Genomic DNA, 25,852 nt, shown 5'->3' on the forward strand with positions numbered 1-25,852 from the left:
GAAAGACAAGATTGTATAACCAAAAAAAACACCCCGGCGCGTTAACTGCGCAAAATTCTTCCACCGAGGAAATTGAAGGCACGGTTCAGGGGCATCGGGACGGCCACGGGTTCGTCATTCCCAACGATGGCGGCGTGGATCTGTACCTGCCGCCCAACGAGATGCGCGCCGTGCTTCACAAGGACCGGGTGCGCGCGCGCGCCGTGCGCCACGATCGGCGCGGCCGACCGGAAGGCCGGGTGCTGGAGATCATCGAGCGTCCGCCGCAGCCCATCATCGGCCGGCTGCTTCAGGAAAGCGGCGTCTGGCTGGTGGCGCCCGAGGACAAGCGCTATGGCCAGGATGTGCTGATTCCCAAGGGGGCTACCGGTACCGCCAGCGCAGGGCAGGTGGTGGTGGTCGAGCTGACCGAGCCTCCGGCGCTGTATGGCCAACCCGTGGGCCGCGTGGTCGAAGTGCTTGGCGAGGTGGACGACCCCGGCATGGAAGTCGAGATTGCGGTGCGCAAGTACGGAGTGCCGCACGAATTTTCCGAGGCCTGTCTGGCGCAGGCCAAGGCGCTGCCCGACAAGGTGCGCGCCAAGGACAAGCGCCAGCGCGTCGACCTGACCGACATCGCCCTGGTCACCATCGATGGCGAGGATGCGCGCGACTTCGACGATGCCGTGTACTGCGAACCTGCCAAGGTCGGGCGTGGCAAGGGCTGGCGCCTGCTGGTCGCCATCGCTGATGTCAGCCACTACGTGGATACGGGCAGCGCCATCGATGTCGATGCCTACGATCGTGCCACCAGCGTGTATTTCCCGCGCCGCGTGATTCCCATGCTGCCGGAAAAGCTGTCCAACGGTCTGTGCTCGCTGAACCCGCATGTCGAGCGGCTGTGCATGGTCTGCGACATGCTGATCAACGCCAAGGGCGAGATCCATGCATACCAATTTTTTCCGGCCGTCATGCGCAGCCATGCGCGCTTCACCTATACCGAGGTGTCCGCCATCCTGGCCAATACCCGGGGGCCGGAGGCGGCGCGCTACCAGGAGCGCGTGCCCGATCTGCTGAACCTGCATAACGTGTACCGGGCACTGCTGGCGGCCAGGCATGCGCGTGGCGCGGTGGATTTCGAGACCACGGAAACGCAGATCGTCTGTGACGACAACGGACGCATCGAGAAAATCGTGCCGCGCGTGCGCACCGAGGCGCACCGCCTGATCGAGGAGGCGATGTTGGCGGCCAACGTGTGCAGTGCGGACTTCATGGCCGAATCCAAGCGCGCCGGCCTCTACCGCGTGCATGAGGGACCTACGCCCGAGAAGCTGGAAATCCTGCGCGGCTATCTCAAGGCCATGGGCGTGGGCATCACGATAGGCGACGAGCCGCGTCCCGGGGACTTCCAGGCAATTGCCGAGTCCACCAAGGACCGATCCGATGCCCAGCAGATCCACACCATGCTGTTGCGCTCGATGCAACAGGCCATCTATACGCCCATCAACAGCGGGCACTTCGGCTTGGCGTTCGAAGCCTACACCCATTTCACCAGCCCCATCAGGCGCTACCCGGACCTGCTGGTACACCGGGTGATCAAGTCCATTCTGGGCAATACACGGTACGTGCTGCCGGCGCTGCCCACGCCAGGCGAGGCGCAGTTCAAGCTGGCCAAGCGCCTGGCGGCCAAGGCGGCCGAGCCCACACAGCAGCCGCGCAAGGCGCAAAGTGCCGCCAGCACGCGCGAAATCCTGGCATGGGAAGCCGCGGGCCTGCACTGCAGCGCCAACGAGCGGCGTGCCGACGAGGCCAGCCGCGACGTTGAGGCCTGGCTCAAGTGCCAGTACATGCGCGAGCACCTGGGCGAGGAGTACAGCGGCGTGGTCAGCGCCGTCACCAGCTTCGGAGTGTTCGTGACGCTGGATGCGCTGTATGTCGAAGGACTGGTGCACATCACCGAACTGGGTGGCGAGTATTTCAAGTTCGACGAAGCGCGCCAGGAATTGCGCGGCGAACGCACCGGGATCCGCTATGGCATCGGTGCGCGCGTGCGTGTGCAGGTCAGTCGGGTCGATCTGGATGGCCGGCGCATCGACTTCCGGTTGGTGCGCGATGGCCTCGTGGCACCGCAGGGCGAAGGCCTTGCGCGCGATGCGGGCCGGCGCCGTGCGAGCGCGGAGAAAACCGACTCCGGGCGCAGCCGCGAAGGTAAGGGCCAGGGCAGAAAGCCCGACAATGCCGGTCGTGGCGGGCGCCCGGCGTCACGCCATGGCAAGACCGGTGGCCGCGGCCGTTCCTGACGCTTATCTGGCCAGCGCCAGCTGCTGGCTTTTATCCCGTACATGAATCAGGGCGCATACGCTGCAGCCCTTGCATCCCAAGGAGAATTTGAATGTCCAGACCGGACACTCAGCCAGGCGTGGCCCTGGTGACTGGCGCAGGCACAGGCATCGGCCGCGCCGCGGCCCTGGCGTTGCTGGCCGATGGCTGGCGCGTAGCCCTCCTCGGGCGCCGCGAACAGCCGCTGCGCGACGTGGCGCAGGAGGCTGGCGCCGCCGGTCGGGCCCTGGTTTTGCCGACCGACGTGACCGACCCGGCTGCGGTGCGCCAGGCGTTTGATCGCACGGCAGGGCATTTTGGCCGGCTCGACCTGTTGTTCAACAATGCGGGAACCAGCGCCCCGGCCGTGCCGTTGGAAGAGCTCGGCGTCGAGCAATGGCGCGGGGTGGTGGACGTCAACCTGAACGGCATGTTCTATTGCCTGCAGAATGCATTCCGCCTGATGAAGTCGCAGTCGCCGCGCGGTGGGCGCATCATCAACAACGGGTCGATCTCGGCCCATGCTCCGCGTCCGCAATCCATCGCCTACACGGCCACCAAACATGCGGTCATGGGCTTGACCAAGACCGCGTCGCTGGACGGGCGCAAGTGGGACATTGCAGTCGGACAGGTCGACATTGGCAACGCGCGCACGGAGCTGGCAGAGCGCATGACGCAGGGCGTGCAACAGGCCAATGGCGAAATTGCCTCGGAGCCGCTGATGGATGTGGACATCGTCGGCCAGTCGGTGCTGTACATGGCCAATCTGCCCCTGTCGGCCAACGTGCTGTTCCATACCGTCATGGCGACCAAGATGCCCTTCGTCGGGCGCGGCTGATCAGGGTGAGATGCGATACCACTGTTTACTCGCTCCGTCATCCGCCGTGGCGATGCTTCGTTGTATGGGCGGATGGGCAGCCTGAAGATGCAAGCGTGCATGAATAGCAAGCCACTGCAGCCAGTCCAGGTTGAACCCGATGGCTGGCTGGTATGCCTGTGTGCCGAGTGGTGCAATGTCTGTCGGGAGTTCCGTCCGGCGTTCGAGGCCCTGGCGCTGCAATATCCCGGCTGGCGTGTGCTGTGGATCGATGTCGAGGACGAAGAGGACATCGTCGGCGAGGTGGAGGTGGAGACCTTCCCGACCGTACTGGTGGCGGATGGCCGTCAGGCACGTTTTTTTGGCCCTGTGTTGCCGCAGGCGGGAATGCTGACGCGCCTGGTGGATAACGTGCAGGCTGGAGAGGGCGGCGCGCCTTGCGGCAGCGACATCCAGCAGCTGCTGCAAAGGCTGTGGCAAGGGCGTTGAAAAGATCTGGCGCTATGCAAGATGCATGCCGCCAGTCTTTACAGAAAACGCATTTCAACGCTACAATGCCGGCTTCACGACCAAACGGGCGGGTTTTCACCGCCCTTTTTTTTTGGCGTTTGTTTTTGCGGCCCTGGCGTTTCGTGCGCTACGGGCTTTGCATTGGAACCGAAACGGATCGAGCGCACACACGTGGCATTGCAGCAAATCGTTGAACAGACCGTCACTGGCCTGGGGTATGACCTGGTGGAGATCGAGCGCTCCGCAGGGGGGCTGCTGCGCATCACCATCGACATGCCCTGGACGGCCCCCGCCGAAAATGCGCCGCTGTCCACGGAGCAGTTCGTCACCGTGGAGGACTGCGAGAAGGTCACGCGACAGCTGCAGTTCGCACTCGAGGTCGACGGTGTGGATTACCAGCGGCTGGAAGTGTCTTCTCCCGGCATCGACCGCCTGCTGCGCCACGAGCAGGATTTCCTCCGTTTCGAGGGCGAGGTGGTGGACCTCACGCTCAAGCAGCCCATAGGCGCAGCTGCGGGCGGCGCCGTGGCGGCAAATCGCAAGAAATTTCGCGGCACGCTGGAGCGTGCCGAGGGCGGCTGGCAGATCGTCTGGAGCGATGAGCCGCCGCCCAAGCCCGGCCAGCGGGTGAGCAAGAAACGGGTTCCGGCGCCGCTGCAGGCCATGGCCTTCACTCTGGAAGAGTTGCGGGAGGCGCGTCTGGCGCCCATCGTGAACTTCAAGGGTCGCGCTCCCAAGGATGACCCCGCCGCGACTTGATCCGGCATACAAGAATTGTTTCGGGCCGCCGGCTGCAGAAATCGGGAATTCGATTGCTATGCAGCGAGCGTGTCCGCAGGGAAAGAGCAACAGGAGAGTCGTCTTTATGAACCGCGAATTGTTGATGTTGGTGGATGCCATTTCGCGCGAGAAGAACGTTGAGCGCGATGTGGTGTTGGGCGCGGTGGAATCCGCGCTGGCGCAGGCCACGAAGAAGCTCTATGAGGGCGAGGTGGACATTCGCGTCTCCATCGACCGCGACAGTGGCGAATACGAAACCTTCCGCCGCTGGCTGGTGGTGCCTGACGATGCTGGCCTGCAGAATCCGGAAGCCGAAGAGCTGCTGATGGACGCGCAGGAGCGCGTGCCGGGCGTCGAGGTCGGTGAATACATCGAGGAGGGCGTGGATTCCGTGCCCATCGGGCGCATCGGCGCCATGGCCGCCAAGCAGGTCATCCTGCAGAAGATCCGCGACGCCGAGCGCGAGATGCTGCTGAACGACTTCATGAGCCGCGGCGAGAAGATCTTCACCGGCACGGTCAAGCGCATGGACAAGGGCGACATCATCGTCGAGAGCGGCCGCGTCGAGGGCCGCCTGCGCCGCAGCGAGATGATCCCCAAGGAGAACCTGCGCAACGGCGACCGGGTGCGCGCCATGATCATGGACGTGGACTTGACCCTGCGCGGCGCGCCCATCATCCTGTCGCGCTCGGCGCCCGAGTTCATGATGGAGCTGTTCCGCAACGAGGTGCCCGAGATTGAGCAGGGCCTGCTGGAGATCAAGAGCTGCGCGCGTGACGCCGGCAGCCGCGCCAAGATCGCGGTGCTGTCGCACGACAAACGGGTCGATCCGATCGGCACCTGCGTCGGCGTGCGCGGCACGCGCGTCAACGCCGTGACCAATGAGCTGGCCGGCGAACGCGTGGACATCGTGCTGTGGTCGGACGACCCGGCGCAGTTCGTGATCGGCGCACTGGCTCCGGCCAACGTGTCGTCCATCGTGGTGGACGAGGAAAAGCACGCCATGGACGTGGTGGTGGACGAGGAGAACCTGGCCATCGCCATCGGCCGAGGCGGGCAGAACGTGCGCCTGGCTTCCGACCTCACGGGCTGGAAGATCAACATCATGGATGCGGCCGAGAGCGCGCAGAAGCAGGCCGAGGAAACCAGCAGCCTGCGCCAGCTGTTCATGCAGAAACTGGATGTGGACGAGGAAATCGCCGACATCCTGATCGCCGAGGGCTTCGAGAACCTGGAAGAGGTGGCCTATGTGCCGCTGTCCGAGCTGCTGGAGATCGAGAGCTTCGACGAAGACACGGTCAATGAGTTGCGCACCCGTGCCAAGGATGCGCTGCTGACCATGGAGATCGCGCGCGAGGAAAGCGTCGGCGGCGTCTCGCAGGACTTGCGTGAACTGGAAGGCCTGACGCCCGAACTGCTGGAAAAGCTGGCAGCGGGTGGCGTGAACACGCGCGACGACCTGGCGGACCTGGCCATCGATGAGCTGACCGAGCTGACGGGTCAGACCGAGGAAGAGGCCAAGGCGCTGATCATGAAGGCACGCGAGCACTGGTTTGCCGCGGGGCAGGAATAACGGTCAGGGGAGATCGAAACGGATATGTCGAGTAACACTGTTGCCGAGTTCGCCAGCGAACTTAAGAAAACGCCTGAAATTCTGCTGGCCCAACTTCAGTCCGCCGGCGTGAGCAAGACCGCGTCCACCGATGTGCTGACCGAGGGTGACAAGCAGGCCCTGCTGGCACACCTGCAGGCCAGCCACGGCACGGCCGGCGCCGACCGCAAGAAGATCACGCTGACCAAGAAGTCGACCAGCGAGATCAAGCAGGCCGATGCGTCGGGCCGTGCCCGCACCATCCAGGTGGAGGTGCGCAAGAAGCGCACCTTCATCCGCCGCGACGACCCCGTGGCCGAGGCACGCGCTACCGCACCGGCTCCGTCCGCTGAGGACCAGGAACTGGCGCGTCGCGCCGAGGAGGCAGGCCGCCAGGCCGAGCTGATCCGGCGCCAGGAGCAGGAGTTGGCCGAGGAGCGCGCCGAACGCGAGCGCCGCGAGCAGCGCGAGCGCGAGGCCGAGGAGCGTGCTGCCGCCTACGCCGCCCAGCAGGCCGACAAGAAGGCCCAGGAATCTGCCGAGCGTGCCGAGGCCCGTGCCACGGCCCAGGCCGAAGCCGAAGCCCGCGCCGCCGCCCAGGCCGAGGCCCGCGCCAAGGCCGAGGCCGAGTCGCAGGCCCGCGCCGCCGAGGAGGCGGCCCGCGCTGCCGATCTGGAGGACCGCCGCCGCAAGGCGCAGGCCGAGGCCGAGGCGATCCGCGCCATGATGGCCGCGCCGCGCAAGGTGCTGGTGGCCAAGAAGCCTGAAGAAGCCAAGCCGGCTGCTGCAGCCAAGACCGCCGCCGATGCCAAAAAGGGCACGTTGCACAAGCCGGCGACGGGTGCTGCCGGTGCACGCCCCGGTACGGCACCTGCCGGGGGCAAGGAGGTCAAGTCGGCCAAGCTGTCGTCGAGCTGGGCAGGCGACGCTGCCAAGAAGAAGGAAATCAAGACCCGTGGCGACAGCAGCGGCGGCGTGGGCCGCGGCAGCTGGCGCGGCGGTCCGCGCGGTCGCCGTGGTGACCGCGGCGACGAGCGCCAACAGCAGGCGCCGGCCGAGTTCCGTGCGCTGGAAGTGCACGTGCCCGAGACCATCACCGTGGCCGAGCTGGCGCACAAGATGGCCGTGAAGGCCTCCGAGCTGATCAAGGTGCTGATGAAGATGGGCCAGATGGTCACCATCAACCAGCCGCTGGACCAGGACACGGCCATGATCGTGGTCGAGGAGATGGGCCACACCGCCAAGGTGGCGGCGCTGGACGACCGCGAAGCCTTCACCGACGAGGAAGTGTCCGAGCACCAGGCCGAGGCCCTGCCGCGCGCCCCGGTGGTCACCGTCATGGGCCACGTGGACCATGGCAAGACATCGCTGCTGGACTACATCCGCCGCTCCAAGGTGGCGGTGGGCGAGGCCGGCGGCATCACGCAGCACATCGGCGCGTATCACGTCGAGACGCCGCGCGGCATCGTCACCTTCCTGGATACCCCGGGCCACGAGGCGTTCACCGCCATGCGTGCCCGCGGTGCGCAGGCCACCGACATCGTGATCCTGGTGTGCGCCGCCGACGACGGCGTGATGCCGCAGACGCGCGAGGCCATCAAGCACGCCAAGGCGGCCGGTGTCCCGATCGTCGTAGCCATCACCAAGTCCGACAAGCACGAGGCCAACCCCGAGCGCGTCAAGCAGGAGCTGGTCGGCGAGGAAGTGGTGCCCGAGGAGTACGGCGGCGATTCGCCCTTCGTGGCGGTGTCGTCCAAGACCGGCATGGGCATCGACGAACTGCTCGAGCAGGTGCTGCTGCAGGCTGAAGTGCTGGAACTGAAGGCCCCGGTGGACGCCATGGCCAAGGGCTTGGTCATCGAGGCGCAGCTGGACAAGGGCCGCGGCCCCGTGGCCACGGTGCTGGTGCAGTCCGGCACGCTCAAGGTGGGTGACATCGTGCTGGCCGGCCAGACCTATGGCCGTGTGCGCGCGATGAACGACGAGAACGGTCAGTCGTCCAAGCAGGCGGGCCCGTCCATCCCGGTGGAAATTCAGGGCCTGACCGAGGTGCCACAGGCGGGCGACGACTTCATGGTGCTGGGCGACGAGCGCCGGGCCCGCGAGATCGCGACCTACCGCGCCGGCAAGTTCCGCAACACCAAGCTGGCCAAGCAGCAAGCGGCCAAGCTGGAGAACATGTTCGCCGACATGCAGGCGGGCGAGGTGCAGACCCTGCCCATCATCATCAAGGCCGACGTGCAGGGCTCGCAGGAAGCGCTGGCGCAGTCGCTGCTCAAGCTCTCGACCGACGAGGTCAAGGTGCAGCTGGTGTATGCCGGCGTGGGCGGCATCAGCGAGTCCGACGTGAACCTGGCGCTGGCCTCCAAGGCCATCGTCATCGGCTTCAACGTGCGTGCCGACGCCGGCGCGCGCAAGCTGGCCGAGACGCATGGCGTGGACCTGCGCTACTACGGCATCATCTACGACGCCGTGGACGAGCTGAAAGTGGCCATGTCCGGCATGCTGGCCCCCGAGCAGCGCGAGGAAGTCATCGGCACGGCCGAGATCCGCACGGTGTTCGTGGCCTCCAAGATCGGCACGGTGGCGGGCTCGTACATCACCTCGGGCATGGTGCACCGCAACGCGCGCTTCCGCCTGCTGCGCGACAACGTGGTCATCTACACCGGCGAAGTGGAGTCGCTGCGCCGCATGAAGGACGACGTCAAGGAAGTCAAGGAAGGTTTCGAGTGCGGTATCAAGCTGAAGAACTACAACGACATCCGCGAGGGTGATCAGCTGGAGTTCTTCGACATCAAGGAGATCGCCCGCACGCTGTAAGGCGCGCGGCGCGAGAACCCGACGATGGCTGCACGCAAGAAGTCCGCCGCTTCCGGCCAGCACCGCGGCTTTCAGGTCGCGGACCAGATCCAGCGCGACCTGACGGAGCTGATCCGCGAGCTGAAGGACCCGCGCATCGGCATGGTCACGCTGCAGGGGGTGGAGGTCACCCCCGACTATGCCCATGCCAAGGTGTTCTTCAGTGTGCTGGTGGGTGACGCCCAGGCCAGCCTGGAGGCGCTGAACCAGGCCGCCGGCTTTCTGCGCAACGGCCTGTTCAAGCGGCTGCACATTCACACCGTGCCCACGCTGCACTTCGTGTTCGACCGCACGCCCGAGCGCGCGGCCGACATGAACGCGCTGATCGCGCGCGCCGTGGCCTCGCGTTCCAAGGACGACGACGGGCAATGACGGCACGCGCTCCCCGCATCCGGGTGCAGCGGCGCCCGGTGCACGGAGTGCTGCTGCTGGACAAGCCCCTGGGCTTGTCAAGTAACGACGCGCTGCAGAAAGCCAAGTGGCTGCTGCGCGCGGAAAAGGCCGGCCACACCGGCACGCTCGACCCGCTTGCCAGTGGCGTGCTGCCGCTGTGCTTCGGCGCGGCGACCAAATTCAGCGCGCTGCAGCTGGATGCCCCCAAGACCTACGAGGCCGTGGCGCTGCTGGGCACGACCACCAGCACCGGCGACGCCGAAGGACAGGTGCTGCAGCAGCGTACCGTTGACGCGGCGCAACTCACGCCCCAGGCGCTGGCCGCCGTGCAGGCGCGCTTCACCGGCCGCATCCTGCAGGTGCCGCCGATGCACAGCGCGCTGAAGAAGGACGGCCGCGCGCTGTACGAGTACGCGCGCGCCGGCATCGAGATCGAGCGACTCGCGCGCGAAGTCGAGATTCATCAGCTGAATCTGGCCCTGGCCCATACGGAATCAGGGCTTCCAGCTATCAAAATCGTAGTGCAATGCAGCAAGGGCACCTACATTCGCACTTTGGGCGAGGACATCGGCGCGGCCCTGGGCTGCGGCGCGCACCTCACCTTCCTGCGCCGCATCGAGACCGGCGGGCTGACCGTCGATCGCTGCATCAGCCTGGAGGCGCTGGAGGCGCTGCCTGAACAAGACCGCCTGGCACAGGTATTGCCGGTACAGACGCTGCTGGCCGGCCACGCCGAGATCCCGCTCGACGAGGCCGAGGCCGGGCGCTTTTTGTCCGGCCTGCGCCGGCGTGGCCCCTGGCCCGATGCACCGGCAGTGGCCGTCTACGGCGCACGCCCGCGCGCGCTGCTGGGCGTGGGCCACGTGCGCGGCGGCGAGCTGATTCCCGACCGCCTGCTCAGCCCGCTGGAGATCCAGCAAATCCTGCAAGGCCTGTCGCCCGCCGATCCAGGCGCGCCGCACGCGCCATCCCCCATCACACACACCGCAAGCAACGCAACGCCATGAGCCAACAGATCCGCAACATCGCCATCATCGCCCACGTCGACCATGGCAAAACCACCATGGTGGACCAGCTGCTGCGCCAGTCGGGCACCTTCGCCGCCCACGAAAAGGTCGTGGACACGGTGATGGACAACAACGCCATCGAACGCGAGCGCGGCATCACCATCCTGGCCAAGAACTGCGCCGCCTCGTGGAAGGGCACGCACATCAACATCCTGGACACACCCGGCCACGCCGACTTCGGCGGCGAGGTGGAGCGCGCGCTGTCCATGGTGGACGGCGTGGTGCTTTTGATCGACGCGCAGGAAGGCCCGATGCCGCAGACGCGCTTCGTGACCAAGAAGGCCCTGGCGCTGGGCCTTAAGCCCATCGTCGTCGTCAACAAGGTGGACAAGCCCGGCGCCAACCCCGACAAGGTGGTGAACGCCGCCTTCGACCTGTTCGACAAGCTGGGCGCCAACGACGAGCAGCTGGACTTCCCGGTGGTGTATGCCTCGGGCATCAATGGTTGGAGCGCGCTGGAGCAGGGCCAGCCGGGCGAGCAGTGGGGCCAGGACATGTCGGCGCTGTTTGACACCATCCTGAGCCACGTGCCGGTGGCCGGCGGCGACGCGACCGCGCCGCTGCAGCTGCAGATCTCGGCGCTGGACTACTCGACCTTCGTCGGCCGCATTGGCGTGGGCCGCATCAACGCCGGCGTGCTCAAGGCCGGCCAGGACGTGCTGGTCATGCACGGCATGGACGGCAACACCTACAAGGGCCGCATCAACCAGATCCACCAGTTCCGCGGCCTGGACCGCGTGCAGGTCAGCGAAGCCGGCCCGGGCGAGATCGTGCTGATCAACGGCATCGAGAACGTCGGCATCGGCGAAACCATCACCGACCCGGCCAGTCCCACCCCGCTGCCGATGCTGAAAATCGACGAGCCGACGCTGACCATGAACTTCAGCGTCAACACCTCGCCCCTGGCCGGGCGCGAGGGCAAGTTCGTCACCAGCCGCCAGATCTGGGACCGGCTGCAAAAGGAGCTGCGCTCCAACGTCGCGCTGCGCGTCAAAGAAACTGACGAGGACGGCGTGTTCGAGGTCGCGGGCCGGGGCGAACTGCACCTGACCATCCTGCTGGAGGAAATGCGCCGCGAGGGCTACGAGCTGGCCGTCAGCAAGCCGCGCGTGGTCTTCAAGGACATCGACGGCGAGCGCTGCGAACCCATTGAACTCGTCACCGCTGACATCGAGGAAGGCCACCAGGGCGGCGTGATGCAGGCGCTGGGCGAGCGCAAGGGCGAGCTGGTGAACATGGAGCCGGACGGGCGCGGCCGCGTGCGGCTGGAGTACCGCATCCCGGCGCGCGGCCTGATCGGCTTCACCAACGAGTTCCTGAACCTGACGCGCGGCTCGGGCCTGATCAGCAACATCTTCGACAGCTACGAGCCGCACAAGGGCGAGATCGGCGGGCGCAAGAACGGCGTGCTGATCAGCATGGACGACGGCGAGATCTTCACCTACGCCCTGGGCAAGCTGGACGACCGCGGCCGCATGTTCGTGCGCGCGGGCGATCCGGTATACGAGGGCATGATCATCGGCATCCACAGCCGTGACAACGACCTGATCGTGAACGCCACGCGCACCAAGCAGCTCACGAACTTCCGCGTCAGCGGCAAGGAAGACGCCATCAAGATCACCCCGCCCATCGACCTGACGCTGGAGTACGGCGTCGAGTTCATCGAGGACGACGAGCTGGTGGAGATCACGCCCAAGAGCATCCGCCTGCGCAAGCGCCACCTGAAGGAGCACGAGCGCAAGCGCGCCAGCCGCGAAGGCGCCTGACGCCTCCCGCACCCGGGCCATGACCGCCGCCGCCGTTACGCCCGCCACCGGCCTGTCGCACGGCCGTGGCGTGGCGCTGATGGCGGCGGCGGCCTTGCTGTGGTCGATCGCCGGCGTGGTCACGCGCCACCTGGAGCAGGCGCGCGGCTTCGAGGTCACCTTCTGGCGCAGCTTCTTCATGCTGCTGTCGCTGCTGGTGCTGCTGCCGCTGCTGCGCGGGCGCTCGGCCTTCGCCGCGCTGCGCCGCGCCAGCGCGCCCGTGTGGCTGTCCGGCATTTGCTGGGCGGGGATGTTCTCGGCTTTCATGCTGGCGCTGATGTGGATGCCGGTGGCGCACGTGCTGGTCACCATGGCCGCGGCGCCGCTGCTGACCGCGCTGGTCGCGCGCGCCACCATCGGCCAGCGCATCGCGCCGCGCACCTGGGGCGCCATCGTGGCGGCGGGCGCGGGCATCGTCTGGATGTACGGCACGCAGGTCACCGGCGCGTCGCTGCCGGGCCTGGCCGTGGCGCTGTGCATTCCCCTGGCATCGGCCATCAACTGGACCGTGGTGCAGCATGCCCAGCGTCACGGCGTGGCGGTGGACCTGGTGCCGGCGGTGCTGCTCGGCGCCGCGCTGTCGGCGCTGGCTACGCTCCCCGGGGCGCTGCCGTTTGTCGCCTCGGCGCGCGATCTGGCGTTGCTGGCGCTGCTGGGTCTGGTTCAATTGGCCATTCCGTGTCTGCTGGTGGTGCGCTGCGCGCGCGTGCTGCAGGCGCCGGAGATCGCGCTGCTGGGCCTGCTGGAAGTCATTTTCGGCATCCTGCTGGTCTGGTGGGGCGCGGGCGAGCGGCCGGCGCCGCAGGTGCTGCTCGGCGGCACGCTGGTGGTCGCAGCCCTGGTTGTCAACGAACTGCTTGGATGGAAGGAACAAACCCGATGACGGAACAACACAGCGACATCGTCGCCGAGGTGCGCGGCCAGGTCGGCTGCATCACGCTGAACCGCCCGCGCGCGCTGAACGCGCTGTCGCTGGCCATGGTGCGCGACCTGATGGCAACGCTGTTGCAATGGCAGCACGACGACCGGGTGCTGGCCGTGGCGGTCCGCGGCAATGGGCGCGACGGGGCTTTCGGGGCCTTCTGCGCCGGCGGCGACATCCGCTTCCTGCACGCGGCGGGCAGCAGCGGCAACCCGCAGCTGGAGGACTTCTTCACCGAGGAATACGCCCTCAACCACCTGATCCACACCTACGGCAAGCCCTACATCGCCTTCATGGACGGCATTGTCATGGGCGGCGGCATGGGCATCAGCCAGGGCGGCAGCCTGCGCATCGTCACCGAGCGCACCAAGATGGCCATGCCCGAGACCATCATCGGCCTGTTCCCGGACGTGGGCGGCGGCTACTTCCTGTCGCGCTGCCCGGGCCGCGTAGGCGAATGGCTGGCGCTGACCGGCGAGACCATCGGCGCGGCGGATGCGATCGATTTCCGGCTGGCCGACGGCCTGTTGCCGGCAGAGCAGCAGGCGGCGGTCTGGGACGCGCTGGGCAGCCAGCGCTTTGCCAACGGGCAGGCGGTGCAGGACTTTGTTGCTTCTAAATTCGTAGCTGCGGGCCCTTGCAGTACAAGGGCTAGGGCCGAAATCGACCACTATTTTGCTCTGCCCGACGCCACGGCCATCGTGCAGGCGCTGGAAGCCGCCAGCGGCGACTGGGAGCACGCCACGGCAGCGCTGCTGCGCAAGCGCTCGCCACTGATGCTGCACGTGGTGCTGGAGCAGATCCGCCGCGCACGCGGCATGGACCTGGCGCAGGACCTGCGCATGGAGCGCGACATGGTGCGCCACTGCTTCTACCTGCGCCCCGGCCAGAGCGAGACGCTGGAGGGCATCCGCGCGCTGGCGGTGGACAAGGACTATGCGCCGCGCTGGAACCCGGCGCGTGTCGAGGAGGTGCCGCGCGAGCTGGTCGAGGCCTTTTTCGCCAGCCCCTGGCCGGCCTGGGCGCACCCGCTGGTGGCGCTGCGCTGAAACGGGCGCAAAAAAGCGCGGTCAGGCCGCGCTGGGTGACAGGTCACGTGTACAAACCCTGTGGCGGGTTTGCCGTGCCGTGCGTCAGGGGCGCACGGTCTTCCAGGTGCCGCCCATCAAGCCCTCGCCAGCCATGTCGCCGGGCTTGGCGTCGCGCACGAAGTAGTACAGCGGCTGGCCCTTGTACGCCCACTGCCGTGTGCCGTCCGAGCGGGTGATGATGGTGTAGTCGCCCATGGGCTTGGCGTTGGGCGCCACGGCCAGCGGCGGCCAGTTGGTGGCGCACTGGTCCACACAGGCCGACATGCCGTTGCTGTCCTTGCCGAACACATACAGCGTATTGCCGTTGGGACCGATCAGCCGGCCGTCGGCGGCACGGGTCGGCATATCGCGCATCTTGGCGTCGGCGGTGGTGTCCGACTTCTGGTGCGAAAACGGGTTATGGCCGGCACAGCCAGCCAGCAGGGCGGCGGACATCAGGGCAGCTGCAAGGATTTTCATGGGTCGCTCCTGGTTGGAAAAGAGCCAGTGTAGGAGCGCCCTGTCGAGCAGCCATGTCAGCAAACAGGCCGTCTGGCGCACGACGGCCCAGGCGCGCTCAGCGGTGGCGGCTCTTCATGGCGCGCTCGACTTCGCGCTTGCCTTCACGCTCCTTGATGGTGTCGCGCTTGTCGTGCTCGGCCTTGCCCTTGGCCAGGGCGATCTCGCACTTGGCGCGCCCGTCCTTCCAGTACAACTTCAGCGGCACCAGGGTGTGGCCTTTTTGCTCGACCTTGCCGATCAGCCGGCGGATCTCGTCCTTGTGCATCAAGAGCTTCTTGATGCGCGCGGCGTCGGGATTGACGTGGGTGGAGGCGGTGCGCAGCGGGTTGATCTGGCAGCCCAGCAGGAACAGCTCGCCGTCCTTGATGGCCACATAGCCGTCGGTCAGCTGCGCCTTGCCCTCGCGCAGCGCCTTCACTTCCCAGCCATGCAGCACCATGCCGGCCTCGTGGCGTTCCTCGAAGAAATAGTTGTATTGCGCCTTCTTGTTCTCGGCGATGCGCGGGTTCGGGTCGGGTTTCTTGGCCATGGTGCTCGTAGATGGGGCGCGGACCGGAAGATGCAAACGCCTTCCCTACAATGCTTGTCGTCTCGCGCCGTCGATTCTAGGGGGCGTGTCCATCCACACTTGCCCTGCATGAAAACCGTCAACAAGTCCGTCCTGATCTGGTACAGCCCCGAGGAGATGTTCGCCCTGGTCACCGATGTCGCGCGTTACCCGCAGTTCCTGCCGTGGTGCGACCATGCCCGAGTCGTGAGCGAGGAGCCGGACGGCACCAGCATGACGGCCGAGGTCGGCATCTCGTTTGGCGGCATCAAGAAGTCCTTCGTCACCCGCAACACCCATGAGGCAGGCCGGCGCGTGCAGATGCAGTTGGTCGAGGGACCGTTCTCGCAGCTGGACGGCGACTGGCATTTCCATCCCGTGGGCGACGGTACGCAGCGCGCCTGCAAGGTCGAACTGACGCTGCGCTACGGTTTCGACAGCCGCACGCTGGCGGCGCTGGTCGGCCCGGTGTTCGACCGCATCGCGGCGACGCTGGTGGACGCCTTCATCAAGCGTGCCGAGCAGGTCTATGGCTGACGATGCGCGCGCGCCGGCAGCGCTGCGCGTGACGGTCAGTGCGTCGCTGGCGCCGCGTGAGGTGTGTGAATGGCCGCTGGTGCTGCCGGCCGGCGCAACGCTGGCCGAGGCGCTGCAAGCCGCCGGCCTGGATCGGGCGCAATTGTCTGGTCTATCCGTGGGCATCTGGGGGCGCGAGTCGCCGCTGCAGACTCCGCTGTCCGATGGCGACCGGGTGGAGTGCTGCCGGCCGCTGATGGTAGACCCGAAGGTGGCGCGGCGCCAGCGCTTTGCACGGCAGGGCGCACGCACCGCCGGCCTGTTCTCCGCGCGCCGTCCCGGCGCCAAGCCGGGTTACTGAGCGCCGGTCACCGAGCCGGAGCGGGCGGCAGCGGCCCGCAGTCGCTTGCCACGATGTCCTGCGCGCGGCGCAGTTCCGCAGCCCGGGCGGCATCGTCCATGAACACCCGCTCGCCCTGGGCGTTGTGGTGCACCAAGGGGGTGCCCGAGGTCAGCGCGGCGCTGGACTGGCGCGCGCGCTGGCAGTTGTCGGCGCGCTCGCGCGCCAGCTGCGCGGCCTGGGCCTTGTCCTGGGCCTGCTTGCGCGCCGCCTCGGCGGCTTCAGCCCTGGCTTTCTTTTCCTCCAGTTGCGCGTCGCGTCCACTCGGCTTGGGTGCCAGCGTGGGCGCGGCGGGGCTCGCCTCGTCCGTCACCAGCGGCGCCACGGCGCGCGCGGGCGCAGCGGGCAGGGAGGGCTGCTTCAGGATGTTTTTGTCCGGCACTTCCTGCGGCGGCGGGCGGTCGCTGAACACCTTGCGGCCGTCCTTGTCGATCCACTGCCACTGAGCCGATGCCCCAAGTGACCAGGCGCATGCCAGCACGAGCAGGAAAAGCGGTTTGCGTTGCATGCCGGGCAGTGTAGTGCTGGCCTCGGGCGACCGACTGTTCGAGAAGCGGCAGGTACAATCGATTTTTTGGAGCTTTACTCATGCGCCTACTTGGAAAAGCGCTCACCTTCGACGACGTGTTGCTGGTGCCGGCGTACTCCCAGGTCCTGCCCAAGGACACCTCCCTGGCCACGCGCTTCACGCGCGACATCTCCCTGAATCTGCCTCTGGTTTCGGCTGCGATGGACACCGTGACCGAGGCGCGCCTGGCGATTGCCATCGCGCAGGAGGGCGGCATCGGCGTGGTGCACAAGAACATGACGGCCGAGCAGCAGGCGGCCGAGGTCGCCAAGGTCAAGCGGCACGAGTCCGGCGTGGTGCATGACCCGGTGGTCATCACGCCCGAGCACACGGTGCTGCAGGTGCTGGAGCTGTCGGAGAACCTGGGCATCTCGGGCTTTCCGGTGTGCGACGGCGGCAAGGTGGTCGGCATCGTCACCAGCCGCGACGTGCGCTTCGAGACGCGCTACGACGTCAAGGTGCGCGAGATCATGACGCCGCGCGAAAAGCTCATCACCGTCAATGAAAAGGACGGCACCACGCCCGCGCAGGCCAAGCAGCTGCTGAACCGCCACAAGCTCGAGCGCCTGCTGGTAGTCAACGATGCCTTCGAGCTCAAGGGCCTGATCACCGTCAAGGACATCAACAAGCAGACCATCTTCCCGAACGCCGCGCGCGACGCCGCCGGCAGCCTGCGCGTGGCTGCCGCCGTGGGCGTGGGCCCGGGCACCGAGGAGCGCGTGGCCGCTCTGGTCAAGGCCGGGGTCGACGCCATCGTGGTGGACACGGCGCACGGCCACAGCAAGGGCGTGATCGACCGCGTGCGCTGGGTGAAAAGCAACTACGCGCAGGTGCAGGTCATCGGCGGCAATATTGCCACCGGCGCCGCCGCGCTGGCGCTGGTCGAGGCGGGCGCGGATGCGGTGAAAGTGGGCATCGGGCCCGGCTCGATCTGCACCACGCGCATCGTCGCCGGCGTGGGCGTGCCGCAGATCATGGCCATCGACAGCGTGGCCACGGCGCTCAAGGGCACGGGCGTGCCTTTGATCGCCGACGGCGGCATCCGTTTCTCGGGCGACATCGCCAAGGCGATTGCCGCAGGCGCCAGCACGGTGATGATGGGCGGCATGTTCGCCGGCACCGAGGAAGCGCCCGGCGAGGTCATCCTCTACCAGGGCCGCAGCTACAAGAGCTACCGCGGCATGGGCTCGATCGGCGCCATGCAGCAGGGCAGTGCCGACCGTTACTTCCAGGAAGCCACCACTGGCAACCCCAACGCCGACAAGCTGGTGCCCGAGGGCATCGAGGGCCGCGTGCCGTACAAGGGCTCGATGGTCAGCATCGTCTTCCAGATGGCCGGTGGCGTGCGCGCGGCCATGGGCTACTGCGGCTGCGCCACCATCGCCGAGATGAACGACAAGGCCGAGTTCGTCGAGATCACCGCCGCCGGCATCCGCGAGTCGCACGTGCACGACGTGCAGATCGTCAAGGAAGCACCGAACTACCGCGCCGACTGACAATACTTCAGTATTGATAGCGCCCGGCCCTTGATGCATAAGGGCCGGGCGCTGATTTGTTTCAAAACCGCCATGCAACACGACAAGATCCTCATCCTCGACTTCGGCTCCCAGGTCACCCAGCTCATCGCGCGCCGGGTGCGCGAGGCGCATGTGTACTGCGAGGTGCACCCATGCGACGTGGGCAGCGACTGGGTGCGCGAATTCGCCGCTGACGGCCACCTGAAAGGCGTGATCCTGTCGGGCAGCCACGCCAGCGTGTACGAGGTCGAAGACCGCGCGCCCGACGCCGTGTTCGAACTGGGCGTGCCGGTGCTGGGCATTTGCTATGGCATGCAGACCATGGCCATGCAGCTGGGCGGCAAGGTCGAAGGTTCGCATTCGCGCGAGTTCGGCTATGCCGAGGTGCGCGCGCACGGCCACACCGAACTCCTCAAGGACATCCAGGATTTCGCCACGCCTGAAGGCCACGGCATGCTGAAGGTGTGGATGAGCCACGGCGACAAGGTCACCGAGCTGCCGCCGGGCTTCAAGGTGATGGCCTCCACGCCGTCGTGCGCGATTGCCGGCATGGCCGACGAGGCGCGACGCTTCTACGCCGTGCAGTTCCACCCCGAGGTCACGCATACGCCGCAGGGCGCGGCGCTGCTGGCGCGCTACGTGCTGGAGATCTGCGGCGCGCGCGCCGACTGGGTCATGGGCCACTACGTGGACGAGGCCGTGGCGCGCATCCGCGCCGAGGTGGGTGACGAGGAAGAAGTGCTGCTGGGCCTGTCCGGCGGCGTGGACTCCAGCGTCGCCGCGGCGCTGATCCACCGCGCCATCGGCGACCGCCTAACCTGCGTGTTCGTGGACCATGGCCTGCTGCGCCTGAACGAGGGCGACATGGTCATGGACATGATCGCCGGCAAGCTGCACGCGCGCGTCATCCGCGTGGACGCCAGCGACCTGTTCCTGGGCCAGCTGGCGGGCGTGCAGGACCCGGAGGCCAAGCGCAAGATCATCGGCGGCCTGTTCGTGGACGTGTTCAAGGCCGAGGCCGAGAAGCTCAAGGCCGCCGGCGGCGGGCACCGCGGCGTCACTTTCCTGGCGCAGGGAACCATCTACCCGGACGTGATCGAGTCTGGCGGCGCCAAGAGCAAGAAGGCCGTGACCATCAAGAGCCACCACAACGTCGGCGGCCTGCCCGAGCAGCTGGGCCTCAAACTCCTTGAGCCGCTGCGCGACCTGTTCAAGGACGAAGTGCGCGAGCTCGGCCTGGCGCTGGGCCTGCCGCGCGAGATGGTGTATCGCCACCCGTTCCCCGGCCCCGGCCTGGGCGTGCGCATCCTGGGCGAGGCGAAGCGCGAATACGCCGACCTGCTGCGCCGCGCCGACGCCATCTTCACCGAGGAGCTGCGCAATACCGTGGACCCGGCCACCGGCAAGAGCTGGTATGAGCTGACCAGCCAGGCCTTCACCGTGTTCCTGCCGGTCAAGAGCGTGGGCGTGATGGGCGACGGCCGCACCTACGACTACGTGGTCGCGCTGCGCGCGGTGCAGACCACCGACTTCATGACCGCCGACTGGGCCGAGCTGCCGTACGCGCTGCTCAAGCGCGTGTCGGGCCGCATCATCAACGAGGTGCGCGGCATCAACCGCGTGACCTACGACGTGTCGAGCAAGCCGCCGGCGACGATCGAGTGGGAGTGAATTGACGTCCTTCGGGGACTATCGCCAGCTATCGAAAAACTGACGTAACGTGTTGATTTAAAAGGAAATACGTCACGGCTTCTATCGATGGCTATCGCCGACCAGCGAAATGGGTTGACGGTAGAGCTGACGGTAAGAACCGGGGGGCGGATCAAGACCCTCCCGTTTACTATTGAGACCAAAACGGTCTTTGACGGTAAAGCGCTCCTCTGGAAAGCTTGTTTCATGCGGCTTTCCGGGCATCGACGGGTCTCCTGACCCCTGACGGTAAAAGCCGTCACGAAACAGGAGGAAAACCTCGATGCTTACCGACACAGCACTGCGCAATCTGAAGCCTAAGTCGTTGACCTATAAGGCTTCTGACCGGGATGGGATGTACGTGACGGTATCGACCGCCGGTACCGTCACCTTCCGCTACGATTACCGTCTCAACGGGCGCCGTGAGACCCTGACCATCGGCCGCTATGGCCCCGGTGGCATCTCGCTGGCCCTTGCCCGTGAAAAGCTTCTAGACGCCAAAAGGACCGTCGCTGCGGGCCGTTCCCCGGCGTTGGAAAAGCAGCGCGAGAAGCGTCGGCTGACCGCCGCCAAGAACTTCGGGGACGTCGCCGTGAAATGGCTGGCTGACGCCCGTATGGCCGACAGCACGCGCGCGATGCGCAAGCATGTCGTCGACCGAGACATCCTGCCGGTGTTCCAGAACCGGCTGCTCAACGAGATCACCGCCGATGACCTGCGGGCTCTGTGCAACAAGGTGAAGGCGCGCGGAGCGCCTGCCACTGCCGTGCATGTCCGTGACATCGTGAAGCAGGTCTATGCGTTCGCCATCCTGCATGGTGAGAAGGTGGACAACCCGGCCAACGACGTGGCTGCGGCCTCGATCGCGACCTTCGTTCCGAAAGACCGGGCGCTGTCGCCGGCCGAAATCCGGCTGGCGTTCCATCAGTTGGAGTCCATCGCGACCTATCCGACGATCCGCTTGGCGCTGCGCATGGTCCTGCTGACCCTGGTGCGCAAGAGCGAATTGATCGAGGCCACGTGGAGGGAGATCGACTTCGAGAAAGCAACCTGGACGATTCCGAAGGAGCGCATGAAGGGGCGCAACCCGCACGTGGTCTATCTGTCGCGGCAGGCCCTGGACATCCTCGTGGCGTTGCATACCTGTGCCGCTGGCTCCAAGTTCGTGCTGCCCTCGCGTTACGAGCCGATCCGTTGCATGTCCCATGCGACCTTGAACCGCGTCACCCATCTCATCGTCGGGCGGGCCAAGACCGCGGGCCTGCCGCTGGAACCGTTCACCGTCCATGACCTGCGCCGTACCGGCTCGACGCTGCTCAACGAAGTGGGCTTCAACGGTGACTGGATAGAGAAGTGCCTGGCGCATGAGGAAGGGCGCTCCTCGCGCTCGGTCTACAACAAGGCCGAGTACGCAGAGCAGCGGCGCCACATGCTGCAGGAATGGGCGGACATGGTCGATGCCTGGATTGATGGGCGAACCCATGTGCCGAAGCTGCTGCCGGACAACGTGTCGGTCCCGGTGCTCAGTGCAGTTTTGTGAGGGAGAGCCCCATGATGTTTTCATCGGCGCTTCTTGTCGGCGGACAGCGCGGGGTTTACATAGGTGGAAAAAGGCGCACTTTGGGTGATCTTTTCGGGAGTTTTTCAAACCACCAAGCCTTGGCGTTGGTTTATAAATCTGTTATTTTGAGCACTATGGATGCTCAAAATGCAGGAAAACTGAACCAGTTGCTGGCCGAACTGGGCGACACGCGCTTGGTATCCAGCCGCTGGCTACGGGCGCATGGATACTCCAACAGCCTTGTGGCGCGCTACATGGGCAGCGGCTGGCTGGTCTCGCCGGCGCGTGGCGTCTACATGCGCAGGGGCGGGCGGCTGCAATGGGATGGGGTGGTCCGCAGCCTGCAGCTCGGGGAGGGCATGCCGCTGCACGTCGGGGGACGCTTCGCCCTCGGCCTGCAGGGCCATGAGCACTACCTGCGCCTGGGCGATGCCGGGACGATCACGCTGTATGGGCCACGACAGCCGCCGGGCTGGGTGGGCAAGCTTTCACTGGAGCAGCGCTTCGAGTACCCGGGCAAGGGGCCGGTCGACCTCACGGCTGTGCCCGTCACTGCGGAAGTCTCAGGGACGGTGTTGTCGGAAGCGGGCCTGGCTTGGTACTCCGCTGCGCCTGGCGCCGATGCCCTGGTCTGCTCGACGCCCGAGCGGGCCATGCTCGAACTGTGCGATGGCGTATCGGGTGCGGCAGAGGTCTACGAGGCCGATGCGCTGATGCAGGCCATGACCACGTTGCGGCCGCAGCGGGTCGGCCTGCTGCTGCGGCACTGCCGCAGCATCAAGGCGAAGCGGCTGTTCCTGGCCCTGGCTGATCGCCATCGGCATGCGTGGCTGGCGCACATGTCCCTGGAGGGTGTTGATCTGGGCAGAGGCAAGCGTGCGCTCGTGCCCGGCGGACGCCTGCATCCGACCTACCAGATCACCTTGCCGGGAGATCTTGATGAGCACCTGGCTTGACCAATGGGACCGGCGCTATACCGACCGTGTGCGGCTGCTGGTCGAGATCCTGCCGGTGCTGGCGCAGGAGCCGGCTTTTGCGCTCAAGGGCGGCACGGCCATCAACCTGTTCGAGCATGATCTGCCGCGTCTGTCGGTGGACATCGATCTGGCCTGGTTGCCGGTGCATGACTATGCCGAGGACGCGAGGCTGATTGCCGCAGCGCTGGAGCGAATGGCGGATGTACTGCGCGCCCGGCCTTTGCAATTGCAGGTGCAGACTTCGGCGGGCGAGGGTGGGGCAGTCACTCGCTTGGTGGCCAGTCGCGGCCGTGCGCGCGTGCAGATCGAGACGACACCCGTCATGCGTGGAACGGTGCATCCGGTGCGAACCATGGTCGTGCGGCCACGGGTGGAGGAGGCCTTCGGCTTTGCCGAGGTGCAGGTGCTGGCATTCGCCGACCTCTATGCCGGCAAGTTGGCGGCTGCGCTGTCGCGGCAGCACCCGCGCGATCTCTTCGACGTGGGCCTGCTGCTGGAGGATGAACGCGCGGACGAGGGGCTCTGGCGGACCTTTCTCGTTTACCTGACGTGCAGTCCGAAGCCAGCCTGGGAGATGCTGGCACCGCGCGTGCCAGCGGATTTCGAGGCCACTTTCGAGGCCCACTTCAACGGGATGACGTCCGAGCCTATTGGTGTGGCCGCCTTGCTGGAGAGCCGCGAGCGCCTGTTGGCCCGCGTAGCGCATTGGCTGGACGGGCCGTCGTGCGCCTTCCTTCAATCCGTCGAGGATGAGAAGGCCGATCTCAGTTTGATCGGACTGGCCCATGCGGCCGAGTTGCCGGGGGTGCGGCGCAAACTGCACAACCTGGGGCAGCGCACGGCGGCCAAGCGTGCGGCAGATCGCCAGCAGCTTGACGAAACGCTGGCGCGGATTGCTGGTGCCCGATGACGAAGGAGGCTGACGCGATGGTTCACGATTTCACGCTGGTCTACGCACTGGACTCGGACATGGGGTCGCAGGAGGATGTCCTTCGTCAGTTGGCGGGTAGCGACTGCGCCGATGTCTCGGTCGGCTGGGGACGGCCGGGTCATGTCGGTCTTGCTTTCAGCAGGAAGGCGGACGACAGCGATGCTGCGGTCACGCTCGCAATGGCTCAGGCGGCACAGGCGTTGCCGGGGGCGGTGCTGGTCCGGGCGGATGGGGTGTAGTCAGTCGCCGCAAGCGCTTGATGGCGGATTCATCGAACAGGACGGTGCCGACGCAGTCTCACGTCCGGGCCGACCGATGCGCTGGTCTTCACGGATCGAGAGGCTTGCTTGCGGTCATCGATCCAGGCTTCGACTTCTGCCAGATCCCAGACGACGCATCGGGCGGTAAGGCGGAAGCGGCGCGGAAACTCGCCGCGCTGTTCCATTTCGTAGATCGTCGTCTCGGCCAGAGGCACGATCTGGTGCAGTTCGTGGCGGCGGATGGTGCGACGGAAAGGAAGAGGGCTGCTCTGCGAAAACTGGGGCAGAGCCTCGTAGGCTTCGGTGCCTGGCAAGGGAAGCGGCTGGTGAGCGTTTGTGCCGGCTGAATGGGATGTTTGACGTAGCTGTTCCACCTTGGACTCCATGAACGTGCTGTTATGGAGATATGGTGAGGTTCAGTACCTATCGGGACAACTTGCTGCAGCGTGGCCCGGCAAGCGCTGTGCGGCCAAACGCCCCCCGCTTCTCAGCGGCGTCTGTTGCGTCCCGGCCAGGCCAACTGACCCGTCAATTCGGCCAGGCCGCCGTCGTCCTCGACACGGACACCGAAGCGATTCACCTCCACTTCAGGCAGATCTTCGCTGTCGAACCACAGCAGCGACGTGGTGGTATCCGTGCGTGCGTAGTGTCTGGAGAGCTCCCAGAGGTCGAGGCCCTTTTCCCAGTTGTCGAACCAGATGTCTTGTGCAACCTCATCCGTGTCGGCAGCACTGCTGCCTGAAGAACGGAGGCGGTGAGCCACGGAGCCGACGGGGATGGCGGACCTGGGAGATATCCAGGCCCCAGCCTGTCGCAAGCTGGTGGAGCGCGCCGCGTAGCGTACTGCGCCGCGTTCCATGGTCACGAAGGCGCACGGGATGTCACTGAGCGAAGCGAACCGCGACGCTGCGGCAGGGAATGATGTGTGGAACAAGTCCGCCATGCGCTGGATGAGCGCCAGTGACGGTTCCTCGTTGGGCACAAGCGACAGCCATTGTTGATAAGGCATCAGCAATTCAGCGGCGAAGGTGTCGCAAGCAATTTCGTTCGGATGCCGCTTCGCATAGGACCAGGACGGCACTTCTTCGTGGCTCGACTCCAGCGCAAGGACGATGTGCGCAATTTCGTGGCAGATGGTGAAGCGTTGGCGCTCTTCTGTCTCCAGCGAATTCACCGTGATCACGTGCTTGCCATTCGGCTTGGTGATCGTGTAGCCGGACTCTCCCTCACCAAGCTCATCCTGCTTGACCTTGGCATTCGCCGCTACCACATAGGGTGTCAGGTCTTCTCGGATGCCGGACACATCAACCTTCGCAACAAAGGCCCGTGCTTTCTGTCTGACATCCGCTTCATCCATGTTCAGTCGTCCTCGTCCTCGAACGCTCGCTGTATCCGGGCGATCAAAGTCGCGGGATCAGGTCTGGCATTGCCACGATGCCTCACACCTGCTGCAGCAGAAAAGATGTCAATGCTGATGGACGGATCGTTCAGCACGAATTCCACAAGGCGCGGATCGGCCTCCGCATGGTCAACCAGCCACAGCACCAGTGCAGCATCTCTTTCACCTGGTTTAAGTACCTTCAGCAGTTTTTCGACCAAGTCGGCTGAGGGGTTTGTCTTCTCGCCGGACTCCAGCCGGTGGACATAGGCATGGTCCACCGAGGACAGTTGCCCGATTTCGCGCAATGAGAGGGTCCTGCGCTCGCGTAGCGTCTTGAGGGCGACGCCCAGGCCTGTTTGTGACATCCGTTCCGTTCCTTGGACTGAGGCGGACGGCGCGATGCGCCTGTCCCCGCAGCAACTGCGTTATGCGGCACCAAGCCCACCATTTGCAGCCTGGCACCAACTCTGATACATTGTTGTCCAGCCAGACAACAGACGTGGGTTCTTCGAATCCAGCAGGTTGATTTGGCTTGACTCACCCGTTGTCTGCAAGAGCAACGTATTTTGCTTCAGCAGGTGGTCATTGGCAACCCGGCCGGCTGGCCGGGGTCTCGATGGTTCAACTTTAGGGAATTCGCCATGACAGGCAAAAATCAGCATGTAGTTCCTCACCAGGACGGTTGGGCCGTCAAGGGTGCCGGCAATCAGCGGGCAACCTCCGTGCACGACACACAGCAGCAGGCCATTGACGCGGGGCGAGACATCGCGCGCAACCAGCAGTCGGAACTGGTCATCCACCGTCCGGATGGCCGCATCCGTGACAAGGACAGCCACGGCAACGACTCCTTCCCGCCGAAGGGCTGAGTGCA

Annotated in this window: 26 protein-coding genes; 20 read left to right on the plus strand and 6 right to left on the minus strand. The window is 65.9% G+C overall.

The window, feature by feature from the left end; genetic code table 11:
* Positions 1 to 11: 11 nt before the first annotated feature.
* From rnr to BLQ61_RS14075, 11 genes are all read left to right on the plus strand, one after another.
* Positions 12 to 2,279: a ribonuclease R gene (rnr, locus tag BLQ61_RS14025; protein WP_091571583.1), complete on the plus strand. Its 2,268-nt coding sequence runs from the start codon at positions 12 to 14 to the stop codon at positions 2,277 to 2,279.
* Between the two features lie 92 nt (positions 2,280 to 2,371).
* On the plus strand, positions 2,372 to 3,136 hold the full coding sequence (locus BLQ61_RS14030) for an SDR family oxidoreductase (protein WP_091571586.1): 765 nt from the start codon (positions 2,372 to 2,374) through the stop codon (positions 3,134 to 3,136).
* A gap of 99 nt (positions 3,137 to 3,235) precedes the next feature.
* Positions 3,236 to 3,604: a thioredoxin family protein gene (locus BLQ61_RS14035; RefSeq protein ID WP_175488309.1), complete on the plus strand. Its 369-nt coding sequence runs from the start codon at positions 3,236 to 3,238 to the stop codon at positions 3,602 to 3,604.
* Between the two features lie 192 nt (positions 3,605 to 3,796).
* Complete coding sequence (gene rimP / locus BLQ61_RS14040) at positions 3,797 to 4,384, plus strand: ribosome maturation factor RimP (protein ID WP_091571588.1); 588 nt, start codon at positions 3,797 to 3,799, stop codon at positions 4,382 to 4,384.
* A 106-nt stretch (positions 4,385 to 4,490) separates the two neighbouring features.
* Positions 4,491 to 5,978, plus strand: coding sequence for a transcription termination factor NusA (nusA, locus tag BLQ61_RS14045; RefSeq protein WP_091571591.1), 1,488 nt, complete (start codon positions 4,491 to 4,493; stop codon positions 5,976 to 5,978).
* Between the two features lie 24 nt (positions 5,979 to 6,002).
* Positions 6,003 to 8,816, plus strand: coding sequence for a translation initiation factor IF-2 (gene infB / locus BLQ61_RS14050; RefSeq protein WP_091571594.1), 2,814 nt, complete (start codon positions 6,003 to 6,005; stop codon positions 8,814 to 8,816).
* Between the two features lie 24 nt (positions 8,817 to 8,840).
* Positions 8,841 to 9,227, plus strand: coding sequence for a 30S ribosome-binding factor RbfA (gene rbfA / locus BLQ61_RS14055; protein ID WP_091571597.1), 387 nt, complete (start codon positions 8,841 to 8,843; stop codon positions 9,225 to 9,227).
* The gene (truB, locus tag BLQ61_RS14060; protein ID WP_091571600.1) at positions 9,224 to 10,255 is read left to right on the plus strand and encodes a tRNA pseudouridine(55) synthase TruB; all 1,032 of its coding nucleotides are present in this window, start codon (positions 9,224 to 9,226) and stop codon (positions 10,253 to 10,255) included. The genes rbfA and truB overlap by 4 nt, the downstream gene beginning before the upstream one ends.
* Entirely contained in the window at positions 10,252 to 12,081 is a 1,830-nt protein-coding gene (typA, locus tag BLQ61_RS14065) for a translational GTPase TypA (protein ID WP_091571603.1), read from the plus strand. The genes truB and typA overlap by 4 nt, the downstream gene beginning before the upstream one ends.
* 19 nt (positions 12,082 to 12,100) lie before the next feature.
* On the plus strand, positions 12,101 to 13,003 hold the full coding sequence (locus BLQ61_RS14070) for a DMT family transporter (RefSeq protein ID WP_281218506.1): 903 nt from the start codon (positions 12,101 to 12,103) through the stop codon (positions 13,001 to 13,003).
* The gene (locus tag BLQ61_RS14075) at positions 13,000 to 14,091 is read left to right on the plus strand and encodes an enoyl-CoA hydratase/isomerase family protein (RefSeq protein ID WP_091571606.1); all 1,092 of its coding nucleotides are present in this window, start codon (positions 13,000 to 13,002) and stop codon (positions 14,089 to 14,091) included. Before BLQ61_RS14070 ends, BLQ61_RS14075 begins: the two co-directional genes overlap by 4 nt.
* Before the next feature lie 84 nt (positions 14,092 to 14,175).
* On the opposite strand, the gene BLQ61_RS14080 is transcribed toward BLQ61_RS14075, so the two are convergent.
* Positions 14,176 to 14,592: a COG4315 family predicted lipoprotein gene (locus tag BLQ61_RS14080; RefSeq protein WP_091571608.1), complete on the minus strand. Its 417-nt coding sequence runs from the start codon at positions 14,590 to 14,592 to the stop codon at positions 14,176 to 14,178.
* A gap of 97 nt (positions 14,593 to 14,689) precedes the next feature.
* Complete coding sequence (gene smpB / locus BLQ61_RS14085; RefSeq protein ID WP_091571611.1) at positions 14,690 to 15,163, minus strand: SsrA-binding protein SmpB; 474 nt, start codon at positions 15,161 to 15,163, stop codon at positions 14,690 to 14,692.
* A gap of 108 nt (positions 15,164 to 15,271) precedes the next feature.
* Between smpB and BLQ61_RS14090 the strand changes: the two genes are divergently transcribed.
* On the plus strand, positions 15,272 to 15,718 hold the full coding sequence (locus BLQ61_RS14090) for a type II toxin-antitoxin system RatA family toxin (RefSeq protein ID WP_091571613.1): 447 nt from the start codon (positions 15,272 to 15,274) through the stop codon (positions 15,716 to 15,718).
* The gene (locus BLQ61_RS14095; protein WP_091571616.1) at positions 15,711 to 16,058 is read left to right on the plus strand and encodes an RnfH family protein; all 348 of its coding nucleotides are present in this window, start codon (positions 15,711 to 15,713) and stop codon (positions 16,056 to 16,058) included. The genes BLQ61_RS14090 and BLQ61_RS14095 overlap by 8 nt, the downstream gene beginning before the upstream one ends.
* Positions 16,059 to 16,065: 7 nt before the next feature.
* Here the strand turns inward: BLQ61_RS14095 and BLQ61_RS14100 are convergent, their stop codons facing one another.
* Positions 16,066 to 16,605: a DUF4124 domain-containing protein gene (locus tag BLQ61_RS14100; RefSeq protein ID WP_091571619.1), complete on the minus strand. Its 540-nt coding sequence runs from the start codon at positions 16,603 to 16,605 to the stop codon at positions 16,066 to 16,068.
* Positions 16,606 to 16,685: 80 nt separating this feature from the next.
* On the opposite strand from BLQ61_RS14100, the gene guaB reads away from it, so the two are divergent.
* The 6 genes from guaB to BLQ61_RS14130 all read left to right on the plus strand — a co-directional run bounded on the left by guaB (position 16,686) and on the right by BLQ61_RS14130 (position 23,579).
* A complete protein-coding gene (gene guaB / locus BLQ61_RS14105) occupies positions 16,686 to 18,161 on the plus strand; it encodes an IMP dehydrogenase (RefSeq protein WP_091571621.1) in 1,476 nt (491 codons plus the stop codon).
* A 72-nt stretch (positions 18,162 to 18,233) separates the two neighbouring features.
* Positions 18,234 to 19,853: a glutamine-hydrolyzing GMP synthase gene (gene guaA / locus BLQ61_RS14110; protein WP_091571624.1), complete on the plus strand. Its 1,620-nt coding sequence runs from the start codon at positions 18,234 to 18,236 to the stop codon at positions 19,851 to 19,853.
* A 301-nt stretch (positions 19,854 to 20,154) separates the two neighbouring features.
* On the plus strand, positions 20,155 to 21,411 hold the full coding sequence (locus BLQ61_RS14115) for a tyrosine-type recombinase/integrase (protein WP_091571626.1): 1,257 nt from the start codon (positions 20,155 to 20,157) through the stop codon (positions 21,409 to 21,411).
* Positions 21,412 to 21,566: 155 nt separating this feature from the next.
* Complete coding sequence (locus tag BLQ61_RS14120) at positions 21,567 to 22,388, plus strand: type IV toxin-antitoxin system AbiEi family antitoxin domain-containing protein (RefSeq protein ID WP_091571629.1); 822 nt, start codon at positions 21,567 to 21,569, stop codon at positions 22,386 to 22,388.
* Positions 22,372 to 23,319: a nucleotidyl transferase AbiEii/AbiGii toxin family protein gene (locus BLQ61_RS14125; RefSeq protein WP_091571631.1), complete on the plus strand. Its 948-nt coding sequence runs from the start codon at positions 22,372 to 22,374 to the stop codon at positions 23,317 to 23,319. Before BLQ61_RS14120 ends, BLQ61_RS14125 begins: the two co-directional genes overlap by 17 nt.
* Before the next feature lie 17 nt (positions 23,320 to 23,336).
* The gene (locus BLQ61_RS14130; protein WP_091571760.1) at positions 23,337 to 23,579 is read left to right on the plus strand and encodes a transcriptional regulator; all 243 of its coding nucleotides are present in this window, start codon (positions 23,337 to 23,339) and stop codon (positions 23,577 to 23,579) included.
* 29 nt (positions 23,580 to 23,608) lie between these two features.
* Here the strand turns inward: BLQ61_RS14130 and BLQ61_RS14135 are convergent, their stop codons facing one another.
* The 3 genes from BLQ61_RS14135 to BLQ61_RS14145 form a co-directional block, all read right to left on the minus strand.
* The gene (locus BLQ61_RS14135) at positions 23,609 to 23,986 is read right to left on the minus strand and encodes a helix-turn-helix transcriptional regulator (RefSeq protein ID WP_091571634.1); all 378 of its coding nucleotides are present in this window, start codon (positions 23,984 to 23,986) and stop codon (positions 23,609 to 23,611) included.
* A 101-nt stretch (positions 23,987 to 24,087) separates the two neighbouring features.
* Positions 24,088 to 24,957 carry an ImmA/IrrE family metallo-endopeptidase gene (locus BLQ61_RS14140; protein WP_091571638.1) on the minus strand — a complete coding sequence of 290 codons (870 nt, stop codon included), beginning with the start codon at positions 24,955 to 24,957 and terminating at the stop codon, positions 24,088 to 24,090.
* A gap of 2 nt (positions 24,958 to 24,959) precedes the next feature.
* Positions 24,960 to 25,346: a helix-turn-helix domain-containing protein gene (locus BLQ61_RS14145; protein WP_091571640.1), complete on the minus strand. Its 387-nt coding sequence runs from the start codon at positions 25,344 to 25,346 to the stop codon at positions 24,960 to 24,962.
* A 276-nt stretch (positions 25,347 to 25,622) separates the two neighbouring features.
* Here BLQ61_RS14145 and BLQ61_RS14150 point away from each other — a divergent pair, with 276 nt between their 5' ends.
* A complete protein-coding gene (locus BLQ61_RS14150; protein ID WP_011812342.1) occupies positions 25,623 to 25,847 on the plus strand; it encodes a DUF2188 domain-containing protein in 225 nt (74 codons plus the stop codon).
* Positions 25,848 to 25,852: the final 5 nt, after the last annotated feature.

The organism is Oryzisolibacter propanilivorax, assembly GCF_900103645.1.
In the GTDB taxonomy this organism is placed as follows: Bacteria; Pseudomonadota; Gammaproteobacteria; order Burkholderiales; family Burkholderiaceae_C; genus Melaminivora; species Melaminivora propanilivorax.

What these genes read in the sequence shown, in the direction of transcription:
- BLQ61_RS14030 (WP_091571586.1), top strand. Translation starts at nt 2,372, where the DNA reads ATGTCCAGACCGGACACTCAGCCAGGCGTGGCCCTGGTGACTGGCGCA.
- BLQ61_RS14035 (WP_175488309.1), top strand. Translation starts at nt 3,236, where the DNA reads ATGAATAGCAAGCCACTGCAGCCAGTCCAGGTTGAACCCGATGGCTGG.
- nusA (WP_091571591.1), top strand. Translation starts at nt 4,491, where the DNA reads ATGAACCGCGAATTGTTGATGTTGGTGGATGCCATTTCGCGCGAGAAG.
- infB (WP_091571594.1), top strand. Translation starts at nt 6,003, where the DNA reads ATGTCGAGTAACACTGTTGCCGAGTTCGCCAGCGAACTTAAGAAAACG.
- rbfA (WP_091571597.1), top strand. Translation starts at nt 8,841, where the DNA reads ATGGCTGCACGCAAGAAGTCCGCCGCTTCCGGCCAGCACCGCGGCTTT.
- truB (WP_091571600.1), top strand. Translation starts at nt 9,224, where the DNA reads ATGACGGCACGCGCTCCCCGCATCCGGGTGCAGCGGCGCCCGGTGCAC.
- typA (WP_091571603.1), top strand. Translation starts at nt 10,252, where the DNA reads ATGAGCCAACAGATCCGCAACATCGCCATCATCGCCCACGTCGACCAT.
- BLQ61_RS14070 (WP_281218506.1), top strand. Translation starts at nt 12,101, where the DNA reads ATGACCGCCGCCGCCGTTACGCCCGCCACCGGCCTGTCGCACGGCCGT.
- BLQ61_RS14075 (WP_091571606.1), top strand. Translation starts at nt 13,000, where the DNA reads ATGACGGAACAACACAGCGACATCGTCGCCGAGGTGCGCGGCCAGGTC.
- BLQ61_RS14080 (WP_091571608.1), bottom strand. Translation starts at nt 14,592, where the DNA reads ATGAAAATCCTTGCAGCTGCCCTGATGTCCGCCGCCCTGCTGGCTGGC.
- smpB (WP_091571611.1), bottom strand. Translation starts at nt 15,163, where the DNA reads ATGGCCAAGAAACCCGACCCGAACCCGCGCATCGCCGAGAACAAGAAG.
- BLQ61_RS14090 (WP_091571613.1), top strand. Translation starts at nt 15,272, where the DNA reads ATGAAAACCGTCAACAAGTCCGTCCTGATCTGGTACAGCCCCGAGGAG.
- BLQ61_RS14095 (WP_091571616.1), top strand. Translation starts at nt 15,711, where the DNA reads ATGGCTGACGATGCGCGCGCGCCGGCAGCGCTGCGCGTGACGGTCAGT.
- BLQ61_RS14100 (WP_091571619.1), bottom strand. Translation starts at nt 16,605, where the DNA reads ATGCAACGCAAACCGCTTTTCCTGCTCGTGCTGGCATGCGCCTGGTCA.
- guaB (WP_091571621.1), top strand. Translation starts at nt 16,686, where the DNA reads ATGCGCCTACTTGGAAAAGCGCTCACCTTCGACGACGTGTTGCTGGTG.
- guaA (WP_091571624.1), top strand. Translation starts at nt 18,234, where the DNA reads ATGCAACACGACAAGATCCTCATCCTCGACTTCGGCTCCCAGGTCACC.
- BLQ61_RS14115 (WP_091571626.1), top strand. Translation starts at nt 20,155, where the DNA reads ATGCTTACCGACACAGCACTGCGCAATCTGAAGCCTAAGTCGTTGACC.
- BLQ61_RS14120 (WP_091571629.1), top strand. Translation starts at nt 21,567, where the DNA reads ATGGATGCTCAAAATGCAGGAAAACTGAACCAGTTGCTGGCCGAACTG.
- BLQ61_RS14125 (WP_091571631.1), top strand. Translation starts at nt 22,372, where the DNA reads ATGAGCACCTGGCTTGACCAATGGGACCGGCGCTATACCGACCGTGTG.
- BLQ61_RS14130 (WP_091571760.1), top strand. Translation starts at nt 23,337, where the DNA reads ATGGTTCACGATTTCACGCTGGTCTACGCACTGGACTCGGACATGGGG.
- BLQ61_RS14135 (WP_091571634.1), bottom strand. Translation starts at nt 23,986, where the DNA reads ATGGAGTCCAAGGTGGAACAGCTACGTCAAACATCCCATTCAGCCGGC.
- BLQ61_RS14140 (WP_091571638.1), bottom strand. Translation starts at nt 24,957, where the DNA reads ATGGATGAAGCGGATGTCAGACAGAAAGCACGGGCCTTTGTTGCGAAG.
- BLQ61_RS14145 (WP_091571640.1), bottom strand. Translation starts at nt 25,346, where the DNA reads ATGTCACAAACAGGCCTGGGCGTCGCCCTCAAGACGCTACGCGAGCGC.
- BLQ61_RS14150 (WP_011812342.1), top strand. Translation starts at nt 25,623, where the DNA reads ATGACAGGCAAAAATCAGCATGTAGTTCCTCACCAGGACGGTTGGGCC.